Below are 22,976 nucleotides of genomic sequence, written 5' to 3' on the forward strand. Positions count from 1 at the left end.
CTGTCATCCAATGAAAGCTACACCCACTGCCATTCCCGATGTTCTGGTGATCGAACCCAAGGTGTTCGGCGACGCGCGCGGCTTCTTCTTCGAGAGTTTCAACCAGAAGGCGTTTGACGAAGCAATTGGCAGGCACGTCGATTTCGTTCAAGACAACCATTCGCGTTCGGTCAAAGGCGTTCTGAGGGGGTTGCACTATCAGATCCGTCAGCCGCAGGGAAAACTGGTACGAGTCGTTCGCGGCGCTGTGTTCGATGTCGCGGTCGACATTCGCAAGTCGTCGGCAACATTTGGCAGATGGATTGGGCTGGAGTTGACGGCAGCAAACCATAAGCAGCTCTGGGTGCCCGCAGGTTTTGCACACGCGTTCCTGGTGCTGAGCGAGACTGCCGAATTTCTGTACAAGACGACCGATTACTACTCGCCAGAGCACGAGCGGTGCATCGCTTGGAACGACCAGGCCTTGGGCATTACCTGGCCGGACATCGGCATGCCGCCGCAGCTTTCTGCGAAGGACGCGGCAGGCTCTTCGCTCGGCGAAGCCGATCTGTTCAAATAAACGGATCGGGTTTAGAAACTCCGTCGCCGAAGTCAATTCTTTACGGCAAGGAACTGGATAGCAACGTGCCGCTGCTCGTACTCCCGGTACCAACCCTTCAACGCATTCTTACTCGGTGTCCCAACCGACGAATGGTCGCCCCGAGGTGTTTGCCGAGCTTGATGTAGAGCTCAACCGCTCGAATCAGGTCTTCGTTTGAATACATGAACTATCCCTAGGTAGTCCAAGTTTTCGTCCGTACCTACCGCTGACTATTTTTGGAACGCCTGCAACATGCGTTCCAGTGTTTCGGCAAGCGATGGCGTGTGCACGGCTCCCCCGCTCGCCTTGATCACGTCATTGAGCTTTTCGGGATTGCCGCACAACCTGTGAACTTCATTGGCACGCACGAACGCTGGATTGACTTCTATGACAGGCGAGTGCCCTGTCAATCGAGCAAATGTATCAATGACGAACCGAAGCGAGTATGGGTTTCCGGAGCAGATGTTGTAGGCTTCGCCGGGTTTGCCATGTTCGAGCAAGGTCAGGTAGGCGTCACATACCATCTGGATGTCATTGAATTCGCGCTCGACGTTTAAATTGCCGAGCGCAATAGAAGGCGCACGCTCAGCAAAATGCATTGCGAGCTTGGGAATCAGAAAATTGATGTCCTGCCCCGGCCCTGTGTAATTGAACGGCCGTGTAATAACCAGATTCAATCGATCCATGTATGTCCGTGCCATGTACTCCATGGCGAGCTTGCTCATTCCATAGTGATTGACCGGCGCCGGCGGTTGCATCTCATCGATGGGGGAGTGCGTGCTATTGCCGTAGATGTTTGCACTGCTCGCCAATAACACTCGCTGTGGGCGAACCGGTAATGCCACCAGTGCATTGAGCAGATTTGTGCTGCCAACCACATTCACGCCGTAGAACGCGTGGTCGTTCGCGTGGCCAACAAAACTGATCGCCGCCAGGTGCACGACGGCATCGGGTGCCACTGCCAGTGCTTCTTTCTGCAAGGCGGCTGCATTGGTCAGGTCGGCCTGCAATGCCACGACCGTGTGGCCAGCCGCAGAAGCTCGTTCGGCAAACAATCTGCCGGTGAATCCGGCTGCGCCTGTCAGCAGGATCTTCAAAACGAGAAGCCCTGGGTGTTACGCCGCAAGTCGGCCTCTACCATCATCTGGCACAGTTGCTCCAACGTCGTGGCGGGAGCCCAACCCAGCTTGGCCTTCGCCTTGGCTGGATCGCCGATCAGCAGTTCGACCTCGGCGGGGCGATAGAACTTGGGATTCACGCGCATCACGGTCTTGCCGGTGGCGGTGTCGACCGCGGTCTCGGATTCGGCCGAGCCCTTGAAATCGACGGAAATGCCGGCGCCCTTGAATGCCAGCTTGACGAAATCGCGCACGGTCTCCGTTCGGTTGGTGGCGAGTACATAGGTGTCGGGTTCATCCACCTGCAGCATCCGCCACATGCCCTCGACGTACTCCTTGGCAAAACCCCAGTCACGCTTGGCGTCGAGGTTTCCGAGTTCCAACACGTCCAGTTTGCCGAGCTTGATCTTGGCAACGCTGTCGGTGATCTTGCGGGTGACGAACTCCCGTCCGCGCAGCGGGCTCTCGTGATTGAACAGGATGCCGCTGCAGCCGAAGATGTCGTAGCTCTCGCGGTAGTTGATCGTCATCCAGTGGGCGTAGAGCTTGGCCACGCCGTACGGGCTGCGCGGGTAGAAGGGGGTATCTTCGACCTGAGGGATGGCCTGTACCTTGCCGAACATTTCGGACGTCGATGCCTGGTAGAAGCGGATCTTGGGGTTGACCAAGCGGATGGCTTCGAGCAAGTGAAGCGCGCCGATGCCGGTGATCTGTGCCGTGGCTGCGGGCTGGTTAAAGCTCACGCCCACAAAGCTCTGCGCGGCGAGGTTGTAGACCTCATCCGGCGTGGCGTCTTTAAGCAACGTGATCGAACTGCCCAGGTCTGTCAGGTCGTACTCCACGAGGTGCAGATCCGGGTTGCCTTGGATTCCGAGTTCTTCAATGCGCCAGAAATTGACGGAACTCGTGCGGCGATAGGTTCCGTAGACCACATAGCCCTTTTCCAGCAGCAATTCCGCCAGATAGGCACCGTCTTGGCCCGTGATGCCTGTTACAACAGCGCGCTTTTTCATCGAGGTTCTCTTTCCTTGTTTAACTGAATGACTGTCTGGCGCATCCGCAGCAATGGTGGACTGAACTGCCGCCGCGCATTTGCAAATGCGACTCCGGTTTACTTCAGGGGGGAGCCCAGAAGAGCTGCCTTGAATTGTTCCGCGCTCTGCCGCCACGTCAGGTACGGCATTGTCTCCGAGCGCGGATGCTCTCCTTTTCGGTAGAGGACCAACCATCGCGCGACTGCTGCGGCGAGGTCGTCGCCTGTCGCACCATCGAAGTAGAACGCATGGTCTGTCGCGACTTCCTTGAAAACGGGCAAGTTCCTGGCCACGATGGGCAGTTTGTGTGTTGCCGCTTCAATCAGCGGAAGGCCGAAGCCTTCACCCTCTGATGCCAGAAGCAGGCATGCACAGGTGTCGTAGAGCCGTTCGAGGTATTCGTCGCTGATGCCTTCGAGCCAGAACAGGCGCTGGCCGCGCTGTGGGTGCCGTCGCAAGCGCTCGACAAGCGACTCGACCATCCATCCCGCCTTGCCGACAACAACGAGATTGACGTCAGATCCATCGCGCCAAAGCTGCTCGAACGCGTTCAATGCTTGCTCGTGGCCCTTTCTAGGCTCGACGGTGCCGACCATCAGGAAGCTGGGGGCCATGGCGAGCGACGCCAGCGTCGAGGTTGCCCCGGCCGGCATGCCGGTCGTTGGTGTTGAAGACGCCATGTCGGCACCGGGGTGAAACGCGCGGACCTTGAGCCCTGCGGCGAGCCGCTCAGGGGCATTCGAGGAAGCCCAGGCGGTGAATTCCTCGGCCACCGCATTGGAGATGGCGAGGACGCCGTTGCTTTCGGAAATCGCCTTGAGCCAGCGCTCATGCAATTCCTTTGCACCATCGAAAAACATATGGCTCAACAGGACGGGAAGCAGGTCATACACGACGAACTCGACGCGCACGCCAGTCTGCCTCAACTCCCGATAGAAAACGGTCTGCTCCAGAACGATATGCGGTTGCAGATCGAGGCCTACGAAAATGTCTCCCTCTCGGGCATCGATCGGGGCGTCCTGCAAGCTGTCCGGTGAACACCCCAAAAACCGGAGCGCAAACTTCCGTGCGTAGTTGTATCCCGACTCTCCCTTCAAGGCGTAGACGGGCTCGATTCGGTATCCGTCCGGCGGAGCCTCGAACAATGCCCGCAGCAAAGATTTCACCAAGCGCTGGATGCCACTCTGCCAGTCTTTTTGCACCAGTTCCGACACGTCTACAAAAAGCTGGCGCGCGGGTGCAGGCAAGGGCAGTGCGCGAGCGATGCCGCGAGCGGCATCGATGAGGCTGGTCTCCGAAAGCTCAAGGTCCGAAGCTATTGAACTGATCAAGCCAGGGCGGCCGTGCTCTGCATTGACCGCGAATGATTCAATTGCATTCGAATACAAGTGAGCACAAGCAGCGGGCGCGTGCGTGGTCTCGATCCGATGCTTTCCCCTTTGCCCCAACGCCTTTGCAACCTCGGGCGAATGACGCAGCCTTTCCAACATCTCAATGAGCTGGTCGTCGGTAAACTCATCGGGGAGCATCATGACTGCGTCGGGAGGCAAAGATGCCATGGACCCATTGGCATTCACGATCGTTGGAACGCCTCTGCTCATTGCGTCCAGCACCGTCCCAGAAGTTTCACCTCGGGACAAGGCTCGCAGTTGCACCGCTACGTCTGTCGCGCTCAGATAGCGCTGAAATGTCTCTGAGTCCGCCCAGCCGGTAATGCCGATTTTGGATTGCCCCTGAGCCTGGGCTATAGCTTGCTCCAAGCGCTGGCCATATCGGCCTTTGTCGTTCTCTCCTACGAACACCAGCCTGCATTTTGGATCATGCGCCAGTGAGGATTTCATCCATGCCTCATGCAAACGGTGGTTCAACTTCGTGGGGCCAAGCAAACCGAATGCGCAGACTAAGAACTCGTCGGGCTCCAAGTCCAGCTCTGTACGAGCCCGAATTCTTGCGCTCTCAATGGATTCGGAAATGACCCGCAAATGCGGAATGAGAGCCCAGTTGGCGGCCAGTGCCGCACCAAACCAATCGGTAGCCAGTTCAATGGAATAGGATGAATGAACGATAACGCCCGTGGCAAGACGAAGCACATCGAAATTGCACGGGAACTTGAAAACTATCTCTGCAGAATCTTCCGCATTCGAGCGGTCGACGACGGCACCATAGCCATGCGCTTCGTAGAGCGCGCGAGTCCAATTGAACGCCTCTTGTCCGACAAGCTCGCGGTGAGCTTGGATGCCGCTCAAATAGAAGTCGTGGAGGACCACGACGCCTGGTATCTCCTGCAGCAATCCGAACATATGCTGGTGAAACTCGGAATTTCCGAAGTGATAGAGAACCCGATCAAATGCCGATGCGTTGCTGCGAAACCATTCGACCGTGCGTAGCGGGAACGAAACGGGCAACTCACGCTTGTCGATGGTCTTCAGGTCCGTGATGAGCTCGATGTCGTAGAACTTGGCGAGCTCCGGCAGGAGTTCGGCGCTGTAGTTCGCGATGCCGCTTCGCTCGGGCGGCAAAGGCGAAACATAAGCCAGGCGAGGACGCGCCTTGCCGGGCAATGACATGCGAGGCGCTTCAGCGGCAGCGGCGATTGTCGACTCGTGCATCTGCTCGAAGGCAGCCAGTGCGCGTCGCGCCGATTCGTCCCACGAGAACTTCTTGCTCTGCTTCGCACCGTGCTCGACGAGAGCGTTCCTAAAACCATCGTCGCCGAGCGCCTGCGACATCTTTGCAGCAATGGCGTTGTCGTCGCGGGGATCGAACATCGCATCGTCCCATCCGATGACTTCCGGCAGGCTGGAGGTGTTGGCACCGATCACCGGGGCGCCGCACAGCATGGCCTCCAGGGCCGGAAGGCCGAACCCTTCATGCCATGATGGAAAAACGAACAGTGCGCACAGGTTGTAGAGATCAACGAGGTCTTGTTCGGGCACGAAGCCCGTGACTGCTACGTCCCCCTCGGCCAGCCCCTGCCTCCGGGCGAGCGCAAGAAGCGCGTCCTTGTCCTCGGGGCGCGCCGAGCACACGATGGCGAGTTGGTGTTTCGAGCGCAATGCCGGGGGTAGCAGTGCAAATGCCCTGATCAGACCTTCGATGTTCTTCCGGTGATCGATGCCGCCGGTGTACATCACGAAGGGCTTGTGCAGGCGATAGCGCGCGCGCAATGCCTGAGTGCGCTCCGGAGACACGTCGATCTTTCTGAAGTGATCATGGGCAGCCGTCGACACATTGACGCAGCGCGCCGGTTCCAGCCCCAGATGAGAAAGACCCTCTTGTCTCGATGATTCCGATATGGCGAGCCAGAGGCTGGCTCTTCGCATCGCTTCCACCTTGCCCATGTACCACCCGCGTATGACCGGGTTATCGAGGTAAGGGTGCGGATTGATCAGAGGAATGAGGTCGTAAAGAGTGACCGCCGTGGGCTTGCGGCTAAAACAGCCAACGCTAGTGACGCTCGCATCGGACAATCCCTCGAAAAGACTCGATACGTGGACAGCATCGGGAGCTAGGCTGGACAGGAATGCTTCGTAGAGCTTCTCGTCTGTTTGAACGTCGCCCGATGCTCGCGTCATGGACCCGGACTGTGCGGCCGGATGCCAGACTTTGATGTGCGCAGGGTCGATCAGCCCCTTGAAGGCGAACTTGATGTCTTCCACTGCATCCGGAAAACGTCCGTTCAAGGCAAGCCAGAGCTCATGGTTTCCCGCACGCCGGGCCATCGCTTGTGCCAGGGAGAGGGAGTAGCGTCCGATGCCGCGATGCCTGCTGCCGGGCGACTGGGAGCCTTGAAGGTCAATGACGATTCGCATCAGGCGCGTTCCGATCTGTACTGGCGTTGACGAAGCTGAAGTTGTCTGAATACCACGGCGGTGTCTGGAGACATCGGCAGAGGTCCTTCGTCGGGGGGCATTGATGCAGGAGCCGGCGGTGGGGCAAGCATTGCCTGCAAGCGACGCCTCAACGGTGGGGCACAACTCAGGAGGAATACAGCAGAGCGCTTCAGTGCAGGATGCCGCCCGACCACAATGGCTGCGATGCGAAGCGCCGTCTTGATTCGACGTTTTATTCCGCTGGCAATGCGGCCATCGGCCGCGGCTGTTGCCAGCCGGCGCAGCGCAGTTTGCCGCGCGAGAACGATGCGTGCTTCTGCGTCGATAGCCCGTTCATTTGCATGATGGGCATTTGCCTCGGCGATGGCGGCCCGCGCCTCGGCCTCGACCGCGCGCATTGCTGCCAGGTGAGAGTGATTCTTTGCGCTCTCGAGTTTCTCTTTTGTCTTTTCGAACAGCACTTGTGCAATGCTGAGTTCGGTTTTTGTCTTGGTCTCTGCCTGAACCAGCTCCGCACGTAAGGCCGCCACTTGTTCGTCGCAGGACTGCAGTTCCGCACGGTGCCGTGCGATCAACCCGTTGCACCACGTTCCAGAAAGCCCGCTCAGCTCCGCGTAGTCGAAAACGTTCGGTGGAATCTGCAGTGCTGGCAGCAACTCTGCGTGCTCAGTTGCGACGTAGAACCGATTGAGCCCGTCGAAGTATGCAAACTTGTAGTCTGCGCCGATCAGAATGTGCTCGGCGCCGGCATAGCGCACTTCAGTCGACATCGGGACCGTAGCCTCGATCACGATGATCCATGGCCGAAGAGTCTTGCTGTCCCAGCCTCGAAGAACCTCTTCCTCCAGCCCTTCCACGTCGATCTTCAGCCAATGAACGGGCCGACCCGCCAGTGACGCCAAGGCTGTCTTCATCGGCAGCTTCGGCGTCGGAACTGTTTTGTACGCGAAGCCGTGCTCGGCCTGATGGGCCTCCGCGTAGGCTTTTACCCCCGTGCTGAGGCCGGTGTCCTCGATGACGTTGAGTTCAAGAATGCCCGCGCTGTCCGAAAGCGCAAGCTGCAGCACAATTTCGTCGGGCCGGTCTTGCCTCAGCAGTTCCGCATAGTGCGGCACAGGCTCAACATGGATGCCGCGCCATCCCTGTTCGTAGAAGGCCTTGCTTACGGAATCCACCACTGGATGCTGCGCGCCGATGTCGACATAGACGCCGGCAGGTACATGCTTCAGTGCCCGCCAAAGCATGACGTCCTCGAAATTCTGTGCGTATGAAGTGAATGCCTTGGGGCTGTTTTCTTGGGTCATGTGTGACTGCGGCTGGCCGACGGTCCTCCTGTGAGGTGCGCGTTTTCGCGCACGCCTTGCATTTTACGAGGTGGAATGGCGGATTCTTGGCATGATGGAGCCCACTCGAATAGGCCACCATGATGAAGTTACGTTTGCCGGTGAAAAGAGTCTATCTGTGATGCAAGGGCTCGAATCACTACGCCGCGCCGCGCGCAGGGTGCCCAAAGCTGCTTTTTGGCTGATGACGCCGTGGCGCATGCGCGATCGGCTGCAATTTCTGCGCGACAGGGCGGTTCGCGACAGAAAGACGCAGGCACTGGCGCATCTGATCGATCAGGAGCGTTCGCGCCTCGAAGCGCTCTCGCATGGGAGAGACGGGGCCATCGCGCCTGCGCTCGACCTGTACGACCTCACTGATGTGCTTGAAGCGGCGGGCTTGCCCCCCGAGCAGGTTTTGTGGCAGCAAGCCAACGCCAGTGACATCGGAGATCAAAAGACCGCAGCGCGATTCCTTTTAGACATGCTTCGTCGGCGGGGCGATCTTCGCCAGCGTTTTCCCCAAGCACTCTCTGCACCGGAAGCAAGCGGATTTGTCGATTGGTTGCATAGCCCCGACGCGCAGCAGGAACTGGCGCTGACGCTGGAGGGGGCTCAGCATCTGGTTTCACTTTTTTCAGAAGACTTTGCTGCGCGAGCCAGGCAGTTCTTTCTGACGAGTAGAGAGATTCGGGCGGTTTTTCCTCACGGTTTACTGCCGTCAGGCCGGCGAAGTCTTTTTCGGTGGTTCCTTCAGCACGGGCTGGAAGCCGGCGATCTGACCCTGGAGGAAGTCTGGTGGTTGTTCATGCAGTCGGCCGAGAGCCCGCAGGCAGAGCTGGTGCGAGCCTTTCTGTTTACGCCGGACTGGCAGCAGCGCTTCCCTGACGCGCTCACCGTTTTTGGTTGGTCCCGTTTCTCTGAGTGGATTGGCAAGACTTATGGCTCCGACGCGGCCTTGTCAGCGCCGATGGCGCTTTCCGGGTTGCCTGAGCCAGCACTGCAAATTCGTATGGCCTATTGGGCGCATGCGACTTGGCGAAATGCGCATCCCGAAGCATTGATGAATCCAGTTGCTGCACGGGCCCTGCTCGACTGGCTTGCTGTCAGCGAAGACGCATCCATCGAGCCGCAGGCGCGCACGTGGTGCAGAGGGCTGGACATCGGGTCGCTCATTCCCGATTTTCTGCACGCACGAGTCAATGTCATTGGACATTTCTGCTACCCCTCAGGACTGCGCGTCTCCGTGGAAGCCATGGTCGAGGCGATGGAGTTGGCGGGCATCCGCACCTCGTTGCGCGACGTGAGGACGGACGTGCAAGACGATCCGCACCATGCGCGCTTCGATGGCCAGGAGTCGGGTGACATCACCATCATCCATGCGCAGCCAGAGCCCTTCTTTCAACAGGTCTACCCGAGGGCGGATCTGGCAGAACGGGTGCCACGCACTTACCGCATCGCCTATTGGTACTGGGAATTCGACTCGATACCGGAGGCTTGGTGCGCCCACGCCGAACAGGTCGACGAAGTCTGGACCGCGACGGAGTTCATCGCGCGCGGCTTGCGAGAGCGTTTGTCGCTGCCGGTGCGGACGCTCTTTCCCGGTGTGACTCTCGCTCCATTCCAGATCCGCGACCGCGCGTATTTCAACCTGGACAAGGATCGCTTCGTCTTCTTGTTCACCTTTCATATGGTGAGCGTGATGGAGCGCAAAAACCCGCTGGGGCTTGTGCGAGCGTTCAAGATGGGCTTCCGCGCCGACGAGCCTGTGACGCTCGTGCTGAAAACGTCGTTCGGGAATCGGCATCCTGAGCAATTTCAGGAGCTATGCGAGGCGGCGGCCGGTGTGCCGGGAATCACCATCATTGACCAGGTTTTCAGCTCCGATGAGGTGCTGTCGCTCATGCATTCGTGTGATGCCTATGTGTCGCTCCATCGCAGCGAAGGACTCGGGCTGACCATGGCTGAGGCGATGCTGATGGGCAAGCCCGTGATCGCGACCGGCTTCTCGGGCAACATGGATTTCATGACCGAGGACAACAGTCTTCTCGTGTCCTATGAACGAGTCAAGGTGGGGCGTCCTATTCCTCCATACGATGCCGATCTGGAGTGGGCAGAGCCTTCGGTCGACCACGCCGCACAACTTATGCGCCGCCTGTATGAAGACCCGCAATGGGCCCGGGAAGTGGGTGCGCGCGGCAAACTGAGCGCAGAAGTCAATCTGTCGCTTGGCGCTTCGGGGCGCAGAATCGCCGAACGCCTTGCGGAAATCAGAGCGCTGCAGCGTCGCCCTCCGGTTTGACTGCCCTAGCGCTCGACGATCCGCCCGTGCTCGAGGTGGATAACGCGGTTGCACTCCTTGGCAATCAGTTCGGGTGAGTGCGAAGCCAGCACCAGAATGCCGGACTTCGCCACGACGTCCTGCATCCGTTTCTCGGCCTTCTCGGTGAACTCGGCGTCGCCCACTGACAACCACTCATCCATCAGCAGAATATCTGCTTGAACGCTGGTTGAAATGGAGAAGGCCAAGCGCATCATCATGCCGGTCGAATAGGTGCGCACCGGCATGTTGACGTATTCGCCCAGGCCGCTGAATTCGCAGATTTCAGGGGTGAGCTGGTCGAGCTGCTTCTTGCTCATGCCCATCACGAGCCCGCGCAGCATGATGTTCTCGACGCCAGTGGCGTCCATCTCGATGCCCAGCGATGGGTCGATCAGGCTGGCGACCGTGCCCTGGCGAGTGAATTCGCCGGAAGACGGCTCGTAGACGCCGGCCAGCGTGCGCAGCAGCGTCGACTTGCCTGCGCCGTTGTGGCCCACCAGGCCCAGTCGGTCGCCGCTCTTGAGCTCGATGTTGATGCCACTGAGTGCCTGCACCACCGTGACGCCTGTTTCCTTGCCAAAGCGTCCACCAGTGACGGAGGCCGCGAGTGTTTTTTTGAGCGATGCCGCACCGGCTCCGTAGATCGGAAAATTAACGGCGACGTTTTTTAGTGAAATGAATGCCATGAATCAGAGCCAGTAGACGACGCGGCGACGGTACTTCGAGAACAAGAGGATCGCTGCGGTCAGGCACAGCGCCGTCCAAACCATGATGCCGATCCAGCTGTGGATGTGCGCCACGCCGCCCATCAGGGGCGTGCGAAGCAGATCCAGCATCTGCGCGAAAGGGTTCCACAGCACGTACTTGGCGCGTCCTGGAAGGCTCTCGGGAAGCCAGAACACAGGCGTCAGGAACATCAGCATCTGCATGACGCTGGTGACGATCTGCGTGACGTCACGGTAGCGCGTGCAGATCAGCCCCAGCAACAGCCCCAGTGCATGTGCATTGATGATCAGGATGGCAAACGCTGGAAGGACGAGCAGCACCGACCATGACAGCGAGATCCCGGCCCAGATTGCTACCGGGATGTAGAGCACGATCTGGTGGGCAAACTGAATCAGGTTTCGCGCCAAGCTGCGCCACACGAACAGGCTGATGGGAAAGTAGCCCTGCTTCAGATAGTTGGACGACCCGACAAAAGCATTGCAGGCGTCGGTCACGATGCTGGAGAAAAGCCCCCAGAAAATGATGCCCAGCGCCAGATGGGGAAAGAAGCGGGAAAGCTCGGTACCGAACAGTGAGCTGTATAGCGGCCCCATGCCGCCAATCATCATGCCCATGCTCAAGGTCAGCCAAATGGGACCGAGCATGGAACGCCTGTAGCGCAGCACGATATCGAACCATGCAAGGGTCAACCAAATATCGGTGCGGCGGGTGCCTTCCCACCAGTCGACGATGGCGCTTCGATGGAGATTGGAGTGAACTTGGCTCATGCGCGTCCGTAGGTGTCTGCCAGGCGGACGATGTCGTCTTCGCCCAGATAGCCGCCGCACTGGACTTCGATGAGCACCAGTTCTTCTTCGCCGATATTGGTCAAGCGGTGTTTCTCTTTCAATGGGATGTACCGGTACTGGCCCGGCAGGGTGACGTGTTCAATATCGCCGATCTGCACGATGCCGCGCCCCTGGACAACGACCCAGTGCTCGGCACGTTGGTGGTGGTATTGCAGGGAAAGCGATTCTCCCGGTTTCACAGTGATGCGCTTGACCTTGTATCCGTCCTCTTCCTTGAGCGAGGCATAAGTGCCCCACGGGCGATGAACAACGGCGGGCAGATGCACCGCTTCGTGATTTCGGCCCTTCAAGGTGTCGACGACCCGTTTCACTTCCTGTGCGCTGTTCTTGTGGGCCACGAGCAGTGCGTCGGGCGTGTCGACGATCACAAGATCATGGACTCCCAGTGTGGCAACCAGTTTCGGGCCATGACTGTCGACCTGTACGTGGGTACCGGTGGTGTCGATCGCCACGACGTCTGCAGGCATGGTGTTTCCGCTTGCATCGGGCGTATGCGCTTTGGCGACTGCGGGCCAGGAGCCGACGTCGCTCCAGCCGAACTTGGCAGGCACCACATACACGTTGTCAGCCGGTTCCATGACGGCATAGTCGATGCTTATGTCCGGCTGCAGTCCGAAGGTGTGCAAGTCGAACTGGACTGTGTTGTCTGCGGCTTGAGAGGAGCCCAATGCTCGGCGCGCCGCGGCCAGCAACTCTGGCGCGTGTTTCTCGAAGGCGGCAACGATCACGTCAGCAGTGAAGCAGAACATGCCGCTGTTCCAGTAGTAGCGGCCAGTCGCCAGATATTCCTGCGCGGTCTGGAGGTCGGGTTTCTCGACAAAGCGTTTGACCGGCTGGCTTGCCCGCGAGACCTTGTCGACCTCGACGTAGCCGAAGCCGGTGTCCGGGCCGGTGGGGCTGATGCCAAAGACCACCAGCGCGCCTTGTGTGGCGAGCTTGAAGGCTTGGCTGGCGCTGGCCACGAAAGCCTCGACATCGGGTACGAGGTGATCGGCAGAAAGCACCAGCATGACCGTGTCGCCGCTGAACTGCTGAATACACTGCAACGCCGCAAGAGCAATGGCCGGGCCGGTATTGCGGCCCTTCGGTTCCAGAAGCAGCGTGGCTTCCGGCGGATCGCTCATCTGTTGCAGCACATCCCTTGTAAGAAAAAGATGGTCCTTGTTGGTGACGATCATCAGGTCACCGGTGCCGCAGGCCTGGCCTCGCTCGATGGCTTGCTGCAACAAGGAGGACCCACCCAGTTTCATGAAGGGCTTGGGGAAAGCCTGGCGCGATGCGGGCCAGAGCCGGGAACCTGCCCCCCCTGAGAGCACAACTGAAAGGACGCGCATATTTTTGTAGGGTGTGAAGAAGGGGATAATTTTACCGGCCCCCCATGAGGGGCCCGTAACGATTGGAAGCGTCTATTTTCGTGATCTCTAGCAATGTTCAGTAAGCCCACGCTGCCGGCTGCGCAGTCTTCTCCCCGGCGGCGCGGGCTCGACATCGCTTCGAGCAATGCTCAACTGCAGCGGCAGATCGGTTTGCTGGAAGTGCAGGTCAAGGCCCTGGATGCGCAGGTCCGCAGCATGACGCAATCAACTAGCTGGCGCCTGACTTCCCCTTTGCGGTGGCTGAGCGGCCATTTTCAGCGCATTGTGCGAGGTGTGCCATCGGCGGCTGAGCCCGCCCATCGGGGCACCTATGCCGATTGGGCGGCGCGATATGACAGCCTTGAAAGCGATGCCCATGAAGAAAGCCGGCGCGTGGAGATGGCCAAGTGGTCTGTGAAGCCGCGTTTCCTGGTGCTGACCGACGCATCCGGTGCAAATGCAGCGTCCTTGAAAGAAACCACCCGGTCCCTGGAGGCGCAGGGCTATGCGCGGTGGACGCTGCAGGCCGGACCTCTGGTCGGTGCGGTGGATGCGGACTGGGTCGTCTGGCTCGAGCCAGGCTGCACGTTGCCTGCCCATGCGCTGTTCGCTATTGCGAAGGAGATCGCCGCGCATCCAGGCGTCCGCATGCTGTATGCCGACACGGACGCGATCGACGCGGACGGGCGTCGCGGCAGCCCTTGCTTCAAACCCGACTGGAATCCGGACCTGTTCCTCGCCCGCAATCTTTTCTCGCCGATGGGCGTGATCCAGGCCAGCCTGTTCGAGGAGGCCGGCGGGCTGAATGCAGCCGCCGATGGCGCGCAGGGATTCGATCTGGCGTTGCGTTGCGTGGAACGCATTCAACCCGATCAGATTCGCCACATTCCGCGCATCCTCAGCCATTCCCGCGCACCGCTCGCAGCAGCCGGGAGGGCCGATGTGCAAGCGCTCGACCGGCACTTCCAGCGCACCGACACAGCGGCCACCGCCGAGGCGACGCCCTATGGCCTTCGCGCGCACTATGCGCTGCCCGAGCAGCCGCCCTTCGTCTCGCTGGTCATCCCGACCCGCAACGGCGTGAACCTCGTGCGCCAGTGCATCGAAAGCATCGTCCTGGAGACCGCCTATCCGCACTATGAGATCCTGCTGGTCGACAACGGCTCGGACGACCCCGAGGCGCTCGCATACTTCGCGGCGCTCGATGCGCAACCGGGCATCACCGTGATTCGAGACGACCGTCCCTTCAACTACTCGGCGCTCAACAACGCGGCCGTGAAGCGGGCGCGCGGAGAACTCGTCGGCCTGCTCAACAACGACATCGAAGTCATCTCGCCGGACTGGCTCCACGAAATGGCTTCGCTCGCGCTGCAGTCCGGGGTGGGCGCGGTCGGCGCGAAGCTGCTCTACCCCGACATGACCATCCAGCACGGCGGTGTCGTCCTGGGCATCGGGGGCATGGCGGGACACGCGCACAAGCATCTGCCATCGACTGTTGCGGGCCATGGCGGCCGCGCGCAACTGGTCCAGAATTTTTCTGCGGTCACCGCGGCATGCCTCGTGGTGCGCAAGTCGCTTTACGAGCAGGTCGGCGGGCTCGACGAAGCGCAACTCGGCGTGGCCTACAACGACGTCGACTTCTGCCTGCGCCTGCGCGAGGCCGGCTATCGCAATGTCTGGACGCCTTACGCCGAACTGCTGCACCACGAGTCGGCAAGCCGCGGCCTTGAACTGGCCGCCGAGTCGCGGGACCGGCTCGCACGCGAAGCGGACTTCATGCGAAGCCGCTGGGCCAAACTGATCGCCAGCGACCCCGCGTACAACCCCAACCTGACGCTCGATACAGAAGATTTCGATCTGGCGTGGCCACCGCGCCATGCGCGAAGCGCTGATCAGAAGAGCTCGACCCGCCAATGAACGCTCCCCGTCCTCTCGACGTTTCCGTCGCACTCTGCACCTACAACGGCGCGCGCTTCCTGCGTGAGCAGGTGCGCAGCATCTGCCTGCAGACCCGGCCGCCGGTGGAGATCGTGCTGTCCGATGACGCCTCGCGCGACGGGTCAGTCGACGTGGTGCGGGCCGCCGTCGCCGAATGCGCGGCCGAGCGTCCGGGTCCTGCGATTGCCCTCAAGGTCTTCGAAAACCCGGTCGCCCTGCGTGTCGTCAAGAATTTCGAGCAGGCCATCAGCGCCTGCACCAGCGAGCTGATCGCGCTCAGCGACCAGGACGACGTGTGGATGCCCGACCGGCTCGAGCAGATGGTGTCGCGCTTCGAGCAGGACGCCAACCTGCTGCTGCTGCACACCGATGCGCGTCTGGTCGACGCCGAACGCCGCGATCTGAACCAGACGCTGTTTCATGCGCTCGAGGTCACGCCTTCCGAACTGGCGCGGGTGCACGCCGGCAATGCCTTCGAGGTGCTGCTGCGCCGCAACCTCGTGACCGGTGCCACCACCGTGTTTCGCCGCGCGCTGCTGGCCGATGCGTTGCCGCTGCCGGTCGAGTGGGTGCACGACGAATGGCTGGGCATCGTCGCCTCGACGACGGCGAGGGTCGACCTGCTGGAGCAGCCTCTCATCGAGTACCGCCAGCACGAATCCAACCAGATCGGCGCGCGGCGAGACACCTTTGCGGAAAAGGTGCGAAAAGCACTGGCTTCCAGGGGCAACACGCACGTCGAACGGGCGGTCAAGGCCGAGCTTCTGCTTGCGCGCCTCGTGCAACTCGGCGACCGTGTTCAACCCGAAATTCTTGCCAAGGTGCGCAGCAAGATCGAGCACCAGCGTTTTCGCGCCGCCTTGCCCGCGTCGCGGCTCGCGCGCATTGCGCCGATTGCACGCGAAGCCCTGACCGGCCGCTACGACAAGTTCGGCCGTGGCGTGCGCGGTGTGGTCCGTGACCTGTTCGAATCTGTGTAGGCTCCGCCCCCAAGTAACCATGAATCCAATGAACGCCTCCCCAGATTCCAGCATCGCAGCGCAACCGGCCGCCTGGCCGAGCGTCGTGGTGATCATCCCGTTCTACAACGGCGCCGATTTCATCGAGCGGTCGGTCAGGAGCGTCTTCGAGCAATCGGTGCCCGCGGCCGAAGTCATCGTGGTCAATGACGGTTCGCGCCCCGAGGAGCGCGCCGCGCTCGATGCGCTGGTCGCCCGCTACCCGTTTCGCATCATCGATAAGGAAAACGGCGGGCAAGGCTCGGCCCGCAATGCCGGCGTGAAGGCCTCCACTTCGGACTTCATCTGCTTTCTCGACCAGGATGATTTCTACCTGCCCAACCACATCGAGACGCTGGCAGCCTCCATTCCTCCCGGTGACCGCCTGTTCGGTTACGTCTATGCCGACCTGTACGAAGCGGATGCCGACGGCAACGTAATCCGCACCGGCGTGATCAAGGAGCACGCGACGCACCCCAAGCGCAACATCAACGACCTGCTGCGCAACGACATGTTCGTGCTGCCCTCGGCTACGCTGGTGAGCCGCAAGGCCTTCGAGGCCGTCGACGGTTTCGACTCGCAGTTCATGGGCTTCGAGGACGACGACCTGTTCCTGCGCATCTTCCGCAAGGGGTTCAGCAATTACTTCGTGGACAAGGCCGTCACCGTCTGGTGCATCCACACGGCGAGCACCTCCTTCGGCATCCGGATGATCCGCAGCCGCTTCAAGTACTTCAAGAAGCTCACCCAGATGTTCCCCGACGAGCACCTGCGCGGGCGCTACTACTTTCGCGATTGCCTGGTGCCCCGGTTCCAGCCGTACTTCGTCAACCACGCGATCGAGTCGATCAAGAACGACGACCAGTACCGCGCGGAGATGAGCGCGATCCTCAACGAATACGGCGCCATGGTGCTGGCGAATCCCTACGTGGGACGCAAGAAGAAGCTGCGCCTGCGGATCACGTTGTTCCTGCTGAACCACTGCCCGCCGGGCGTGGTGCGCCTGGTCGGCGCCATCACGCGACTGCCCGGCATTCGCAGCCTGCGGCGCCTGTACGCCTAGCGGGTGGGGGCCGGAGCAGCCGCTGCGGGCGGCTTCGGCGTGGTCATTGCAGGGTCGATGTAGGTGGCGAACTTGCGCACGTACTCGGCGCGCAGGTGCCCTGCGTCCTTGTAGATCGGCGTCGCATCGCTGTCCGCCCGCGTGCACCAGTCCTTCTCGCACAGCGTCGGAATCGGGTCGATCACGATCGCTCCGCTGCGCAGTGCGATCTGCCGCATGCGTTCGTGCAGCGCCTTTTGCGCCGGACTCCACGGCGCTGTAGGCGTCATGCGGTCCACCGTCATGTTCCCCAGGCGCCCGCCCTTGATGAACTCTTCGGGCCCGAAGCCTTCACCGACCGGGTTGTCCAGCACCAGGTACACCTGCTTGTGCTTGGACAGCGCCGTCATCACGGTCTCCAGCGTGTTGAGCGCAAAGTCCGCGCCGTTGCCGCCCATGAAGCGGCGCTTGTTGTCGCCGTCCTGGAAGTAGTAGCGGTCGGCCGCCGCGTTCTCGGCATTGGGCTTGCCCGTTTCCGAGAAGTAGCAGTTCCAGCAGCCGCCGAAGACCACCGCATCGAACTTGTCGCTCACGGCCAGGCGCATGCCGCCGTCGCGGCGTTGTCCGCAGAGGTTGTTCTGCTCGTCGACCACGTTGGGAATCGGCGGGCAGGCGCCCCAGGTCACGAAGGAGAGCGAATCGAGCGTGTCGGGCGCGGTCTTGCTCAGCTCCACCGCGCGCGGGCCGTATTGCTCGATGTGGCTGTCGCCGAAGAACAGCACGCGGCGCTTGCCGTGGCCGATCTGCTGCAGTACCTCGCCGTCGACCTTGATCGGGCTCAGCCCGTCGGGGTAGGCCCAGTCGCGGGCGGCGGCCGCGGTCTTGTTGAAGTAGGGGTCGCTGTGCCGCCCGACGTAGTGCCGGTTGGCCGCCAGCACGCCCAGGATCACGAAGCCCACCATGGCCGCGACCAGCGCGGCGGTGATCGCCGGGTTCTCGCTCTTTCGCGTGTAGCGCTCGACAAAGCGATAGGTCAGCCAGGCCAGCACGAAGGAGGCGACCAGCATCAGCGCCCGGATGCCGTCCGAAGGCAGCTTGCCTTCGATGATGCGCGCATAGGCCAGCAGCGGCCAGTGCCACAAATAGAGCGGATAGCTGATGAGCCCCACCCACACCATCGGCCTAGACGCGAGCACATAGCGGTTGATCACGCCGGTCGGTCCCGCGGCGATGCAGAAGAAGGCGCCCAGCGACGGCAGGATCGCCCAGAAGCCGGGAAAAGCCTTGCCCCCGCGAATGAAGCACAGCCCGAGCACGATCAGCGCGATCCCCGCGATGGACTGCGCGTGGCGTCCCCAGCCCGGCTTGGGCAGCGGCCGGTGCAGCCGCATGTACGCGAGCATGCCGCCGATCATCAGCTCCCAGAAGCGCGAGAGCGGCGAATAGAAGGCCGCCGTGCGGTGGCTGTGAATGGTCGTCACATTCAGCAAAAACGACGCCGCCGCCACGATGCCCACCACCCAGAGCACGCGCCACTTGCGCTTCCAGGCCAGGCCCAGCAGCACGGGCCAGAAGATGTAGAACTGCTCCTCGATGGCCAGCGACCACAGGTGCAGCAGCGGCTTGGTCTCGGCGGCGTTGTCGAAGTAGCCGGCCTCGCTCCAGAACGCGAAGTTCGACACGAACCCCGCGCCCGAGGCCACATGCTTGCCCAGTTGTTCCCATTCGTTGGGCAGCAGCGAATACCAGCCGAAGGCCAGCGTGGCGCCCAGCACCAGCACCAGCGCCGGAAAGATGCGCTTCACGCGCCGGGCGTAGAACTCGCGGTAGCTGAAGCCCTCGCCCTCGAAGCTGGCCAGGATGATCGTGGTGATCAGGAAGCCCGAGATGACGAAGAAGATGTCGACGCCGATGAAGCCGCCCTTGATCCACTGCGGGAACGCGTGGTACGCGAGCACCGAGAGCACGGCGACTGCGCGCAGCCCGTCGATGTCGGCACGGTATTTGGGGTGAACCAGGTGGGCGTGTTCGTTGTGGAACGTCGGGCTGCGCGTGATCGTCATCGTCGGTGTGGAAAGCGGCGTCGGCTTCTCTTTTGGAGCGCCCGATTGTCCTCGCAAACGCTGCGGGCCCGTCGCAAGGGGCTGGTCAGGGGGCGGGTGTACGCATTCGCCGGTAGCGCCAGAACGAGCCCGAGAGCCACACCTTCAGCAGGCTGGTGACGTGCCAGTAGAGGTAGCGCTTGCTGCGGTGGCTGGCGCGTTGCGCATCGTGCCGCGCGAGCAGGTCTTCACCCACCTGCAGCGTCCAGCCCGCGAGCCGGGTGCGGGCGCAGATGTCGAAGTCTTCGCCGTACATGAAAAAGCGCTCGTCGAAGCCGCCGATCTCGCGGTAGGCGGCGCTCCTGAAGAGCATGAAAAGCCCCGGAATCCATGCCGGCACTGCAGGCCGCACGTAGCCGGGCTTGTTGCGGCCGAGGATCTCCAGGGGCGTGAGCAGGGCGCGGTGCGGCTCCGGCGCGGTCTTGCCGGGCTCCAGGATGCGCGGGGTCATCAGGCCGGCGTCAGGTGCGGCCTGCACGATCAGCGGTGCCAGCACGTCGCTGTCGACGCGGATGTCCGGGTTGAGCACCAGGAACCAGGGCGTGTCGCAACGCCCGAAGGCCTGGTTGTGGTTGGCGCCGAAGCCCTTGGGGCTCGCGTTCCTGATCCATTCGACCTCGAAACCCCAGCTTTGCCCCGCGAGCGCATCGGGCTCCGGAATGTTCAGCGTGAGCACCACCTTGGCGATGGCCGCCCGGCTGTGCCGGTCCAGTTGCTCGAGCAGCGGCCGCACCAGCGCCAGTTGGCCGTGGCTCACGATGGAGACTGTGATCGGGGGACTGATCGCGGCGATCGGCGTGGGAAGGGTGAGGTCGGGGGGCGTTGGCATGGTCTAATTTCGCTCGGGAATTCTAGGGTTCCCCAACCCCCACACATGATTGCCCTGATCGTCATCAGTTTCTTCGTTGCTGCCTTCGCGGTTCAGCTCTTCATGCGGCGCGCGCGCAGGCATGCCCGCCTCTACGGCGCCGACATGCCCCAGCGGTTCCACAAGGGCCATGTGCCGCGCCTGGGCGGTGCGGGCATCCTGCTGGGCATGGGGGTGGCCTGGCTGGCCGCCGGCATCACCGGCACCGACCCCTTCAACGTGTCGTGGCCGGTCAAGACCTCGATGCTCACCCTGCTGTGCATCGCGCCGGCGGTGCTCGGGGGCATCGTCGAAGACATGACGCAGAAGGTGAAGGTGCGCTACCGGCTGGGCCTGACCATCGGGTCGGCCCTTCTGGTGTGCTGGCTGCTGGGCCTGGGCGTGGCGCGCACCGGCATCGAGACGGTCGACGGCTGGCTCGCGCTGCTGCCGTACGCCACCGTGCTGTTCGCGGCGCTGGCCATCGGCGGATTGCCGCATGCCTTCAACATCATCGACGGCTACAACGGCCTGGCCGGCACGGTCGCGGTGCTGGTGTGCCTGGCAATCTCGCACGTGGCCCTGCAGGTGGGCGACCGCCAGCTGGCGGCCATGGTGATCTGCCTGGTGGGCGCGACCTTCGGCTTTCTGGTGTGGAACTATCCGCGCGGCAAGATCTTTGCGGGCGACGGCGGTGCCTACGTCTGGGGCATGGTGATCGCCGTGGCCTGCGTGACGCTGGTGCAGCGGCACCGCGTGGTGTCGCCCTGGTTCCCGATGCTGCTGCTCATCTACCCGGTGTGGGAGACGCTGTTCTCCATCTACCGCAAGCTCGCGCGCGGCCAGTCGCCCGGCACGGCGGACGCGCTGCACTTTCATCAGCTGATCTTTCGCCGCATCGTGCGCGTGGCCCTGGCGGACGACGAGGCGCGGCAGCTGCTCGCGCGCAACAACCGCACGTCGCCGTATCTCTGGATGTTCGCCGCGCTGTCGGTGGTGCCGGCCGTGCTGTTCTGGAACAACACCGTGGTGCTGATGCTGTTCTGCCTGCTGTTCGTCACGACCTATGTGGGCGCGTACCTGATGATCGTCAGATTCAAGGTGCCGCGCTGGCTCAGGCCTTGAGACAATCGAATTTCGTTCCCATCGTCCACCGCTTCGGAGCCTGACCGCCCATGACCGACCCCGTCCTCAACATTCCCCCGCGCGACAAGGCCGAGATCCTGGCCCAGGCGTTGCCGTACATCCGCAAGTTCCACGGCAAGACCATCGTCATCAAGTACGGCGGAAACGCCATGACCGACCCGGCGCTGCAGGCCGACTTTGCCGAAGACGTGGTGCTGCTCAAGCTGGTGGGCATGAACCCGGTGGTGGTGCACGGCGGCGGCCCGCAGATCGAGGCCGCGCTCAACAAGCTGGGCAAGAAGGGCAGCTTCATCCAGGGCATGCGCGTGACCGACGCCGAGACCATGGAAGTTGTCGAATGGGTGCTGGCCGGCGAGGTGCAGCAGGACATCGTGGGCCTGATCAACCAGGCCGGCGGCAAGGCCGTGGGCCTCACCGGGCGAGACGGCGGCCTGATCCGTGCACAAAAACTCAAGCTGGCCGACCGCACCGACCCCAACGTGCAGCACGACGTGGGCCAGGTCGGCGACATCGTCTCCATCGACCCCAGCGTGGTCAAGGCGCTGCAGGACGACGCCTTCATTCCGGTGGTCAGCCCCATCGGCTTCGGCGAGGACAACGAGAGCTACAACATCAACGCCGACGTCGTGGCCGGCAAGCTCGCCACCGTGCTCAAGGCCGAGAAGCTCATGCTGCTGACCAACACGCCCGGCGTGCTCGACAAGAACGGCAAGCTGCTCACCGACCTGAGCGCGCGCGAAATCGACGAGCTCTTCGCCGACGGCACCATCTCCGGCGGCATGCTGCCCAAGATCGAGGGCGCGCTCGATGCGGCCAAGAGCGGCGTGAACGCGGTGCACATCATCGACGGCCGGGTGCCGCACGCGATGCTGCTGGAAATCCTGACCGATCAGGCTTACGGGACGATGATTCGCGCCCGCTGATCACCGGGTTGCTAGCCTGATGGCAGGCTGACGGCGTGTGCGAGAATCAATTGATTACATCTTTGCACGCGCTCCCATGCAGAACGAAGAGACAGCTGCTCCCGGCGTCGAGACCCAGGCGGACTCGGTAGCCACCCCCACGCGCAAGCGTCCGAAGCCGGGTGAGCGACGCGTGCAGATCCTGCAGGCGCTGGCCGCCATGCTCGAACAGCCGGGTGCCGAGCGCGTCACCACCGCGGCGCTGGCCGCGCGGCTCGAAGTGAGCGAAGCGGCGCTGTACCGCCATTTCGCGAGCAAGGCCCAGATGTTCGAGGGCCTGATCGATTTCATCGAACAGAGCGTCTTCACGCTGGTCAACCAGATCCTCGAGCGCGAGGGCGCCACCGGCGCCCAGCAGGCGGCGCGCATCCTCACCTTGCTGGTCCAGTTCGCCGAACGCAACCCGGGCATGACGCGCGTGATGGTCGGCGATGCGCTGGTCTACGAGAACGAACGGCTCCAGCAGCGCATGAACCAGTTCTTCGACAAGATCGAATCCACGCTGCGCCAGGTGCTGCGCGGCGCCGCCGCAGCCGATGGCTCGACCACGCCGACCGTCGATGCGCAGGTGCGTGCCGCGGCGCTCACGGCGTTCGTGGTGGGGCAGTTGCAGCGATTTGCGCGTTCGGGTTTTCGACGTGCGCCTTCTGAACACCTCGAAGCGACGATCGCCCTGATCGTCTGAGGCATTTCTCCCTCCCCTTCCGGGGGAGGGCAGGGGTGGGGGCAAGCGGCCTACGACACGGTACTGCGCCGAACAAGCGCCGTTTGCCCCCATCCCAACCTTCCCCCGGAAGGGGAA

Annotated in this window: 17 protein-coding genes; 8 read left to right on the plus strand and 9 right to left on the minus strand. The window is 62.0% G+C overall.

Annotated elements, in window-relative coordinates; translation table 11 throughout:
* Positions 1-10: 10 nt before the first annotated feature.
* Positions 11-559, plus strand: coding sequence for a dTDP-4-dehydrorhamnose 3,5-epimerase (gene rfbC, locus ABIC90_RS12965; protein ID WP_354354526.1), 549 nt, complete (start codon positions 11-13; stop codon positions 557-559).
* Positions 560-810: 251 nt separating this feature from the next.
* Here rfbC and ABIC90_RS12975 read toward each other — a convergent pair whose 3' ends face one another.
* The 4 genes from ABIC90_RS12975 to ABIC90_RS12990 all read right to left on the minus strand — a co-directional run bounded on the left by ABIC90_RS12975 (position 811) and on the right by ABIC90_RS12990 (position 7,869).
* Positions 811-1,677 carry an NAD-dependent epimerase/dehydratase family protein gene (locus tag ABIC90_RS12975; RefSeq protein ID WP_354354527.1) on the minus strand — a complete coding sequence of 289 codons (867 nt, stop codon included), beginning with the start codon at positions 1,675-1,677 and terminating at the stop codon, positions 811-813.
* Positions 1,674-2,711, minus strand: coding sequence for a GDP-mannose 4,6-dehydratase (gene gmd, locus ABIC90_RS12980; RefSeq protein ID WP_354354528.1), 1,038 nt, complete (start codon positions 2,709-2,711; stop codon positions 1,674-1,676). Before gmd ends, ABIC90_RS12975 begins: the two co-directional genes overlap by 4 nt.
* 98 nt (positions 2,712-2,809) lie before the next feature.
* On the minus strand, positions 2,810-6,544 hold the full coding sequence (locus ABIC90_RS12985; protein WP_354354529.1) for a glycosyltransferase: 3,735 nt from the start codon (positions 6,542-6,544) through the stop codon (positions 2,810-2,812).
* Positions 6,544-7,869 (minus strand): FkbM family methyltransferase, encoded by a 1,326-nt coding sequence (locus ABIC90_RS12990; protein WP_354354530.1) that lies wholly within the window; start codon positions 7,867-7,869, stop codon positions 6,544-6,546. Before ABIC90_RS12990 ends, ABIC90_RS12985 begins: the two co-directional genes overlap by 1 nt.
* Positions 7,870-7,960: 91 nt before the next feature.
* Here ABIC90_RS12990 and ABIC90_RS12995 point away from each other — a divergent pair, with 91 nt between their 5' ends.
* Positions 7,961-10,189, plus strand: coding sequence for a glycosyltransferase family 4 protein (locus ABIC90_RS12995; protein WP_354354531.1), 2,229 nt, complete (start codon positions 7,961-7,963; stop codon positions 10,187-10,189).
* Between the two features lie 5 nt (positions 10,190-10,194).
* Here the strand turns inward: ABIC90_RS12995 and ABIC90_RS13000 are convergent, their stop codons facing one another.
* The 3 genes from ABIC90_RS13000 to ABIC90_RS13010 are packed head-to-tail and all read right to left on the minus strand — an operon-like array spanning position 10,195 to position 13,118.
* The gene (locus ABIC90_RS13000; protein ID WP_354354532.1) at positions 10,195-10,896 is read right to left on the minus strand and encodes an ABC transporter ATP-binding protein; all 702 of its coding nucleotides are present in this window, start codon (positions 10,894-10,896) and stop codon (positions 10,195-10,197) included.
* Between the two features lie 3 nt (positions 10,897-10,899).
* Positions 10,900-11,703 carry an ABC transporter permease gene (locus tag ABIC90_RS13005; protein ID WP_354354533.1) on the minus strand — a complete coding sequence of 268 codons (804 nt, stop codon included), beginning with the start codon at positions 11,701-11,703 and terminating at the stop codon, positions 10,900-10,902.
* Positions 11,700-13,118, minus strand: coding sequence for a mannose-1-phosphate guanylyltransferase/mannose-6-phosphate isomerase (locus tag ABIC90_RS13010; RefSeq protein ID WP_354354534.1), 1,419 nt, complete (start codon positions 13,116-13,118; stop codon positions 11,700-11,702). Before ABIC90_RS13010 ends, ABIC90_RS13005 begins: the two co-directional genes overlap by 4 nt.
* A 93-nt stretch (positions 13,119-13,211) precedes the next feature.
* On the opposite strand from ABIC90_RS13010, the gene ABIC90_RS13015 reads away from it, so the two are divergent.
* The 3 genes from ABIC90_RS13015 to ABIC90_RS13025 are packed head-to-tail and all read left to right on the plus strand — an operon-like array spanning position 13,212 to position 17,138.
* Positions 13,212-15,056: a glycosyltransferase family 2 protein gene (locus ABIC90_RS13015; RefSeq protein WP_354354535.1), complete on the plus strand. Its 1,845-nt coding sequence runs from the start codon at positions 13,212-13,214 to the stop codon at positions 15,054-15,056.
* Positions 15,053-16,057: a glycosyltransferase family 2 protein gene (locus ABIC90_RS13020; protein ID WP_354354536.1), complete on the plus strand. Its 1,005-nt coding sequence runs from the start codon at positions 15,053-15,055 to the stop codon at positions 16,055-16,057. The genes ABIC90_RS13015 and ABIC90_RS13020 overlap by 4 nt, the downstream gene beginning before the upstream one ends.
* 28 nt (positions 16,058-16,085) lie before the next feature.
* Positions 16,086-17,138 carry a glycosyltransferase family 2 protein gene (locus ABIC90_RS13025; protein ID WP_354354537.1) on the plus strand — a complete coding sequence of 351 codons (1,053 nt, stop codon included), beginning with the start codon at positions 16,086-16,088 and terminating at the stop codon, positions 17,136-17,138.
* Here the strand turns inward: ABIC90_RS13025 and ABIC90_RS13030 are convergent.
* A complete protein-coding gene (locus tag ABIC90_RS13030) occupies positions 17,135-19,180 on the minus strand; it encodes an acyltransferase family protein (protein WP_354354538.1) in 2,046 nt (681 codons plus the stop codon). The two genes, ABIC90_RS13025 and ABIC90_RS13030, sit on opposite strands and share 4 nt — an antisense overlap.
* 85 nt (positions 19,181-19,265) lie before the next feature.
* Positions 19,266-20,048, minus strand: a complete 783-nt coding sequence (locus ABIC90_RS13035; RefSeq protein WP_354354539.1) for a glycosyltransferase family 2 protein — start codon at positions 20,046-20,048, stop codon at positions 19,266-19,268.
* Between the two features lie 45 nt (positions 20,049-20,093).
* Here ABIC90_RS13035 and ABIC90_RS13040 point away from each other — a divergent pair, with 45 nt between their 5' ends.
* The 3 genes from ABIC90_RS13040 to slmA all read left to right on the plus strand — a co-directional run bounded on the left by ABIC90_RS13040 (position 20,094) and on the right by slmA (position 22,859).
* On the plus strand, positions 20,094-21,191 hold the full coding sequence (locus tag ABIC90_RS13040) for a glycosyltransferase family 4 protein (RefSeq protein WP_354354540.1): 1,098 nt from the start codon (positions 20,094-20,096) through the stop codon (positions 21,189-21,191).
* Between the two features lie 50 nt (positions 21,192-21,241).
* Positions 21,242-22,135, plus strand: a complete 894-nt coding sequence (gene argB, locus ABIC90_RS13045; protein WP_354354541.1) for an acetylglutamate kinase — start codon at positions 21,242-21,244, stop codon at positions 22,133-22,135.
* A 76-nt stretch (positions 22,136-22,211) separates the two neighbouring features.
* Positions 22,212-22,859, plus strand: coding sequence for a nucleoid occlusion factor SlmA (gene slmA / locus ABIC90_RS13050; protein WP_354354542.1), 648 nt, complete (start codon positions 22,212-22,214; stop codon positions 22,857-22,859).
* Positions 22,860-22,976 lie beyond the last annotated feature (117 nt).

It is taken from the genome of Variovorax boronicumulans (genome assembly GCF_040544675.1).
GTDB lineage: Bacteria > Pseudomonadota > Gammaproteobacteria > Burkholderiales > Burkholderiaceae_C > Variovorax > Variovorax boronicumulans_D.

Excerpts from the sequence above, each read along its gene's own strand:
- rfbC (WP_354354526.1), top strand. The coding sequence starts at position 11 with ATGAAAGCTACACCCACTGCCATTCCCGATGTTCTGGTGATCGAACCC.
- gmd (WP_354354528.1), bottom strand. The coding sequence starts at position 2,711 with ATGAAAAAGCGCGCTGTTGTAACAGGCATCACGGGCCAAGACGGTGCC.
- ABIC90_RS12985 (WP_354354529.1), bottom strand. The coding sequence starts at position 6,544 with ATGCGAATCGTCATTGACCTTCAAGGCTCCCAGTCGCCCGGCAGCAGG.
- ABIC90_RS12990 (WP_354354530.1), bottom strand. The coding sequence starts at position 7,869 with ATGACCCAAGAAAACAGCCCCAAGGCATTCACTTCATACGCACAGAAT.
- ABIC90_RS12995 (WP_354354531.1), top strand. The coding sequence starts at position 7,961 with ATGATGGAGCCCACTCGAATAGGCCACCATGATGAAGTTACGTTTGCC.
- ABIC90_RS13000 (WP_354354532.1), bottom strand. The coding sequence starts at position 10,896 with ATGGCATTCATTTCACTAAAAAACGTCGCCGTTAATTTTCCGATCTAC.
- ABIC90_RS13005 (WP_354354533.1), bottom strand. The coding sequence starts at position 11,703 with ATGAGCCAAGTTCACTCCAATCTCCATCGAAGCGCCATCGTCGACTGG.
- ABIC90_RS13010 (WP_354354534.1), bottom strand. The coding sequence starts at position 13,118 with ATGCGCGTCCTTTCAGTTGTGCTCTCAGGGGGGGCAGGTTCCCGGCTC.
- ABIC90_RS13015 (WP_354354535.1), top strand. The coding sequence starts at position 13,212 with ATGTTCAGTAAGCCCACGCTGCCGGCTGCGCAGTCTTCTCCCCGGCGG.
- ABIC90_RS13020 (WP_354354536.1), top strand. The coding sequence starts at position 15,053 with ATGAACGCTCCCCGTCCTCTCGACGTTTCCGTCGCACTCTGCACCTAC.
- ABIC90_RS13025 (WP_354354537.1), top strand. The coding sequence starts at position 16,086 with ATGAACGCCTCCCCAGATTCCAGCATCGCAGCGCAACCGGCCGCCTGG.
- ABIC90_RS13030 (WP_354354538.1), bottom strand. The coding sequence starts at position 19,180 with ATGACGATCACGCGCAGCCCGACGTTCCACAACGAACACGCCCACCTG.
- ABIC90_RS13035 (WP_354354539.1), bottom strand. The coding sequence starts at position 20,048 with ATGCCAACGCCCCCCGACCTCACCCTTCCCACGCCGATCGCCGCGATC.
- ABIC90_RS13040 (WP_354354540.1), top strand. The coding sequence starts at position 20,094 with ATGATTGCCCTGATCGTCATCAGTTTCTTCGTTGCTGCCTTCGCGGTT.
- argB (WP_354354541.1), top strand. The coding sequence starts at position 21,242 with ATGACCGACCCCGTCCTCAACATTCCCCCGCGCGACAAGGCCGAGATC.
- slmA (WP_354354542.1), top strand. The coding sequence starts at position 22,212 with ATGCAGAACGAAGAGACAGCTGCTCCCGGCGTCGAGACCCAGGCGGAC.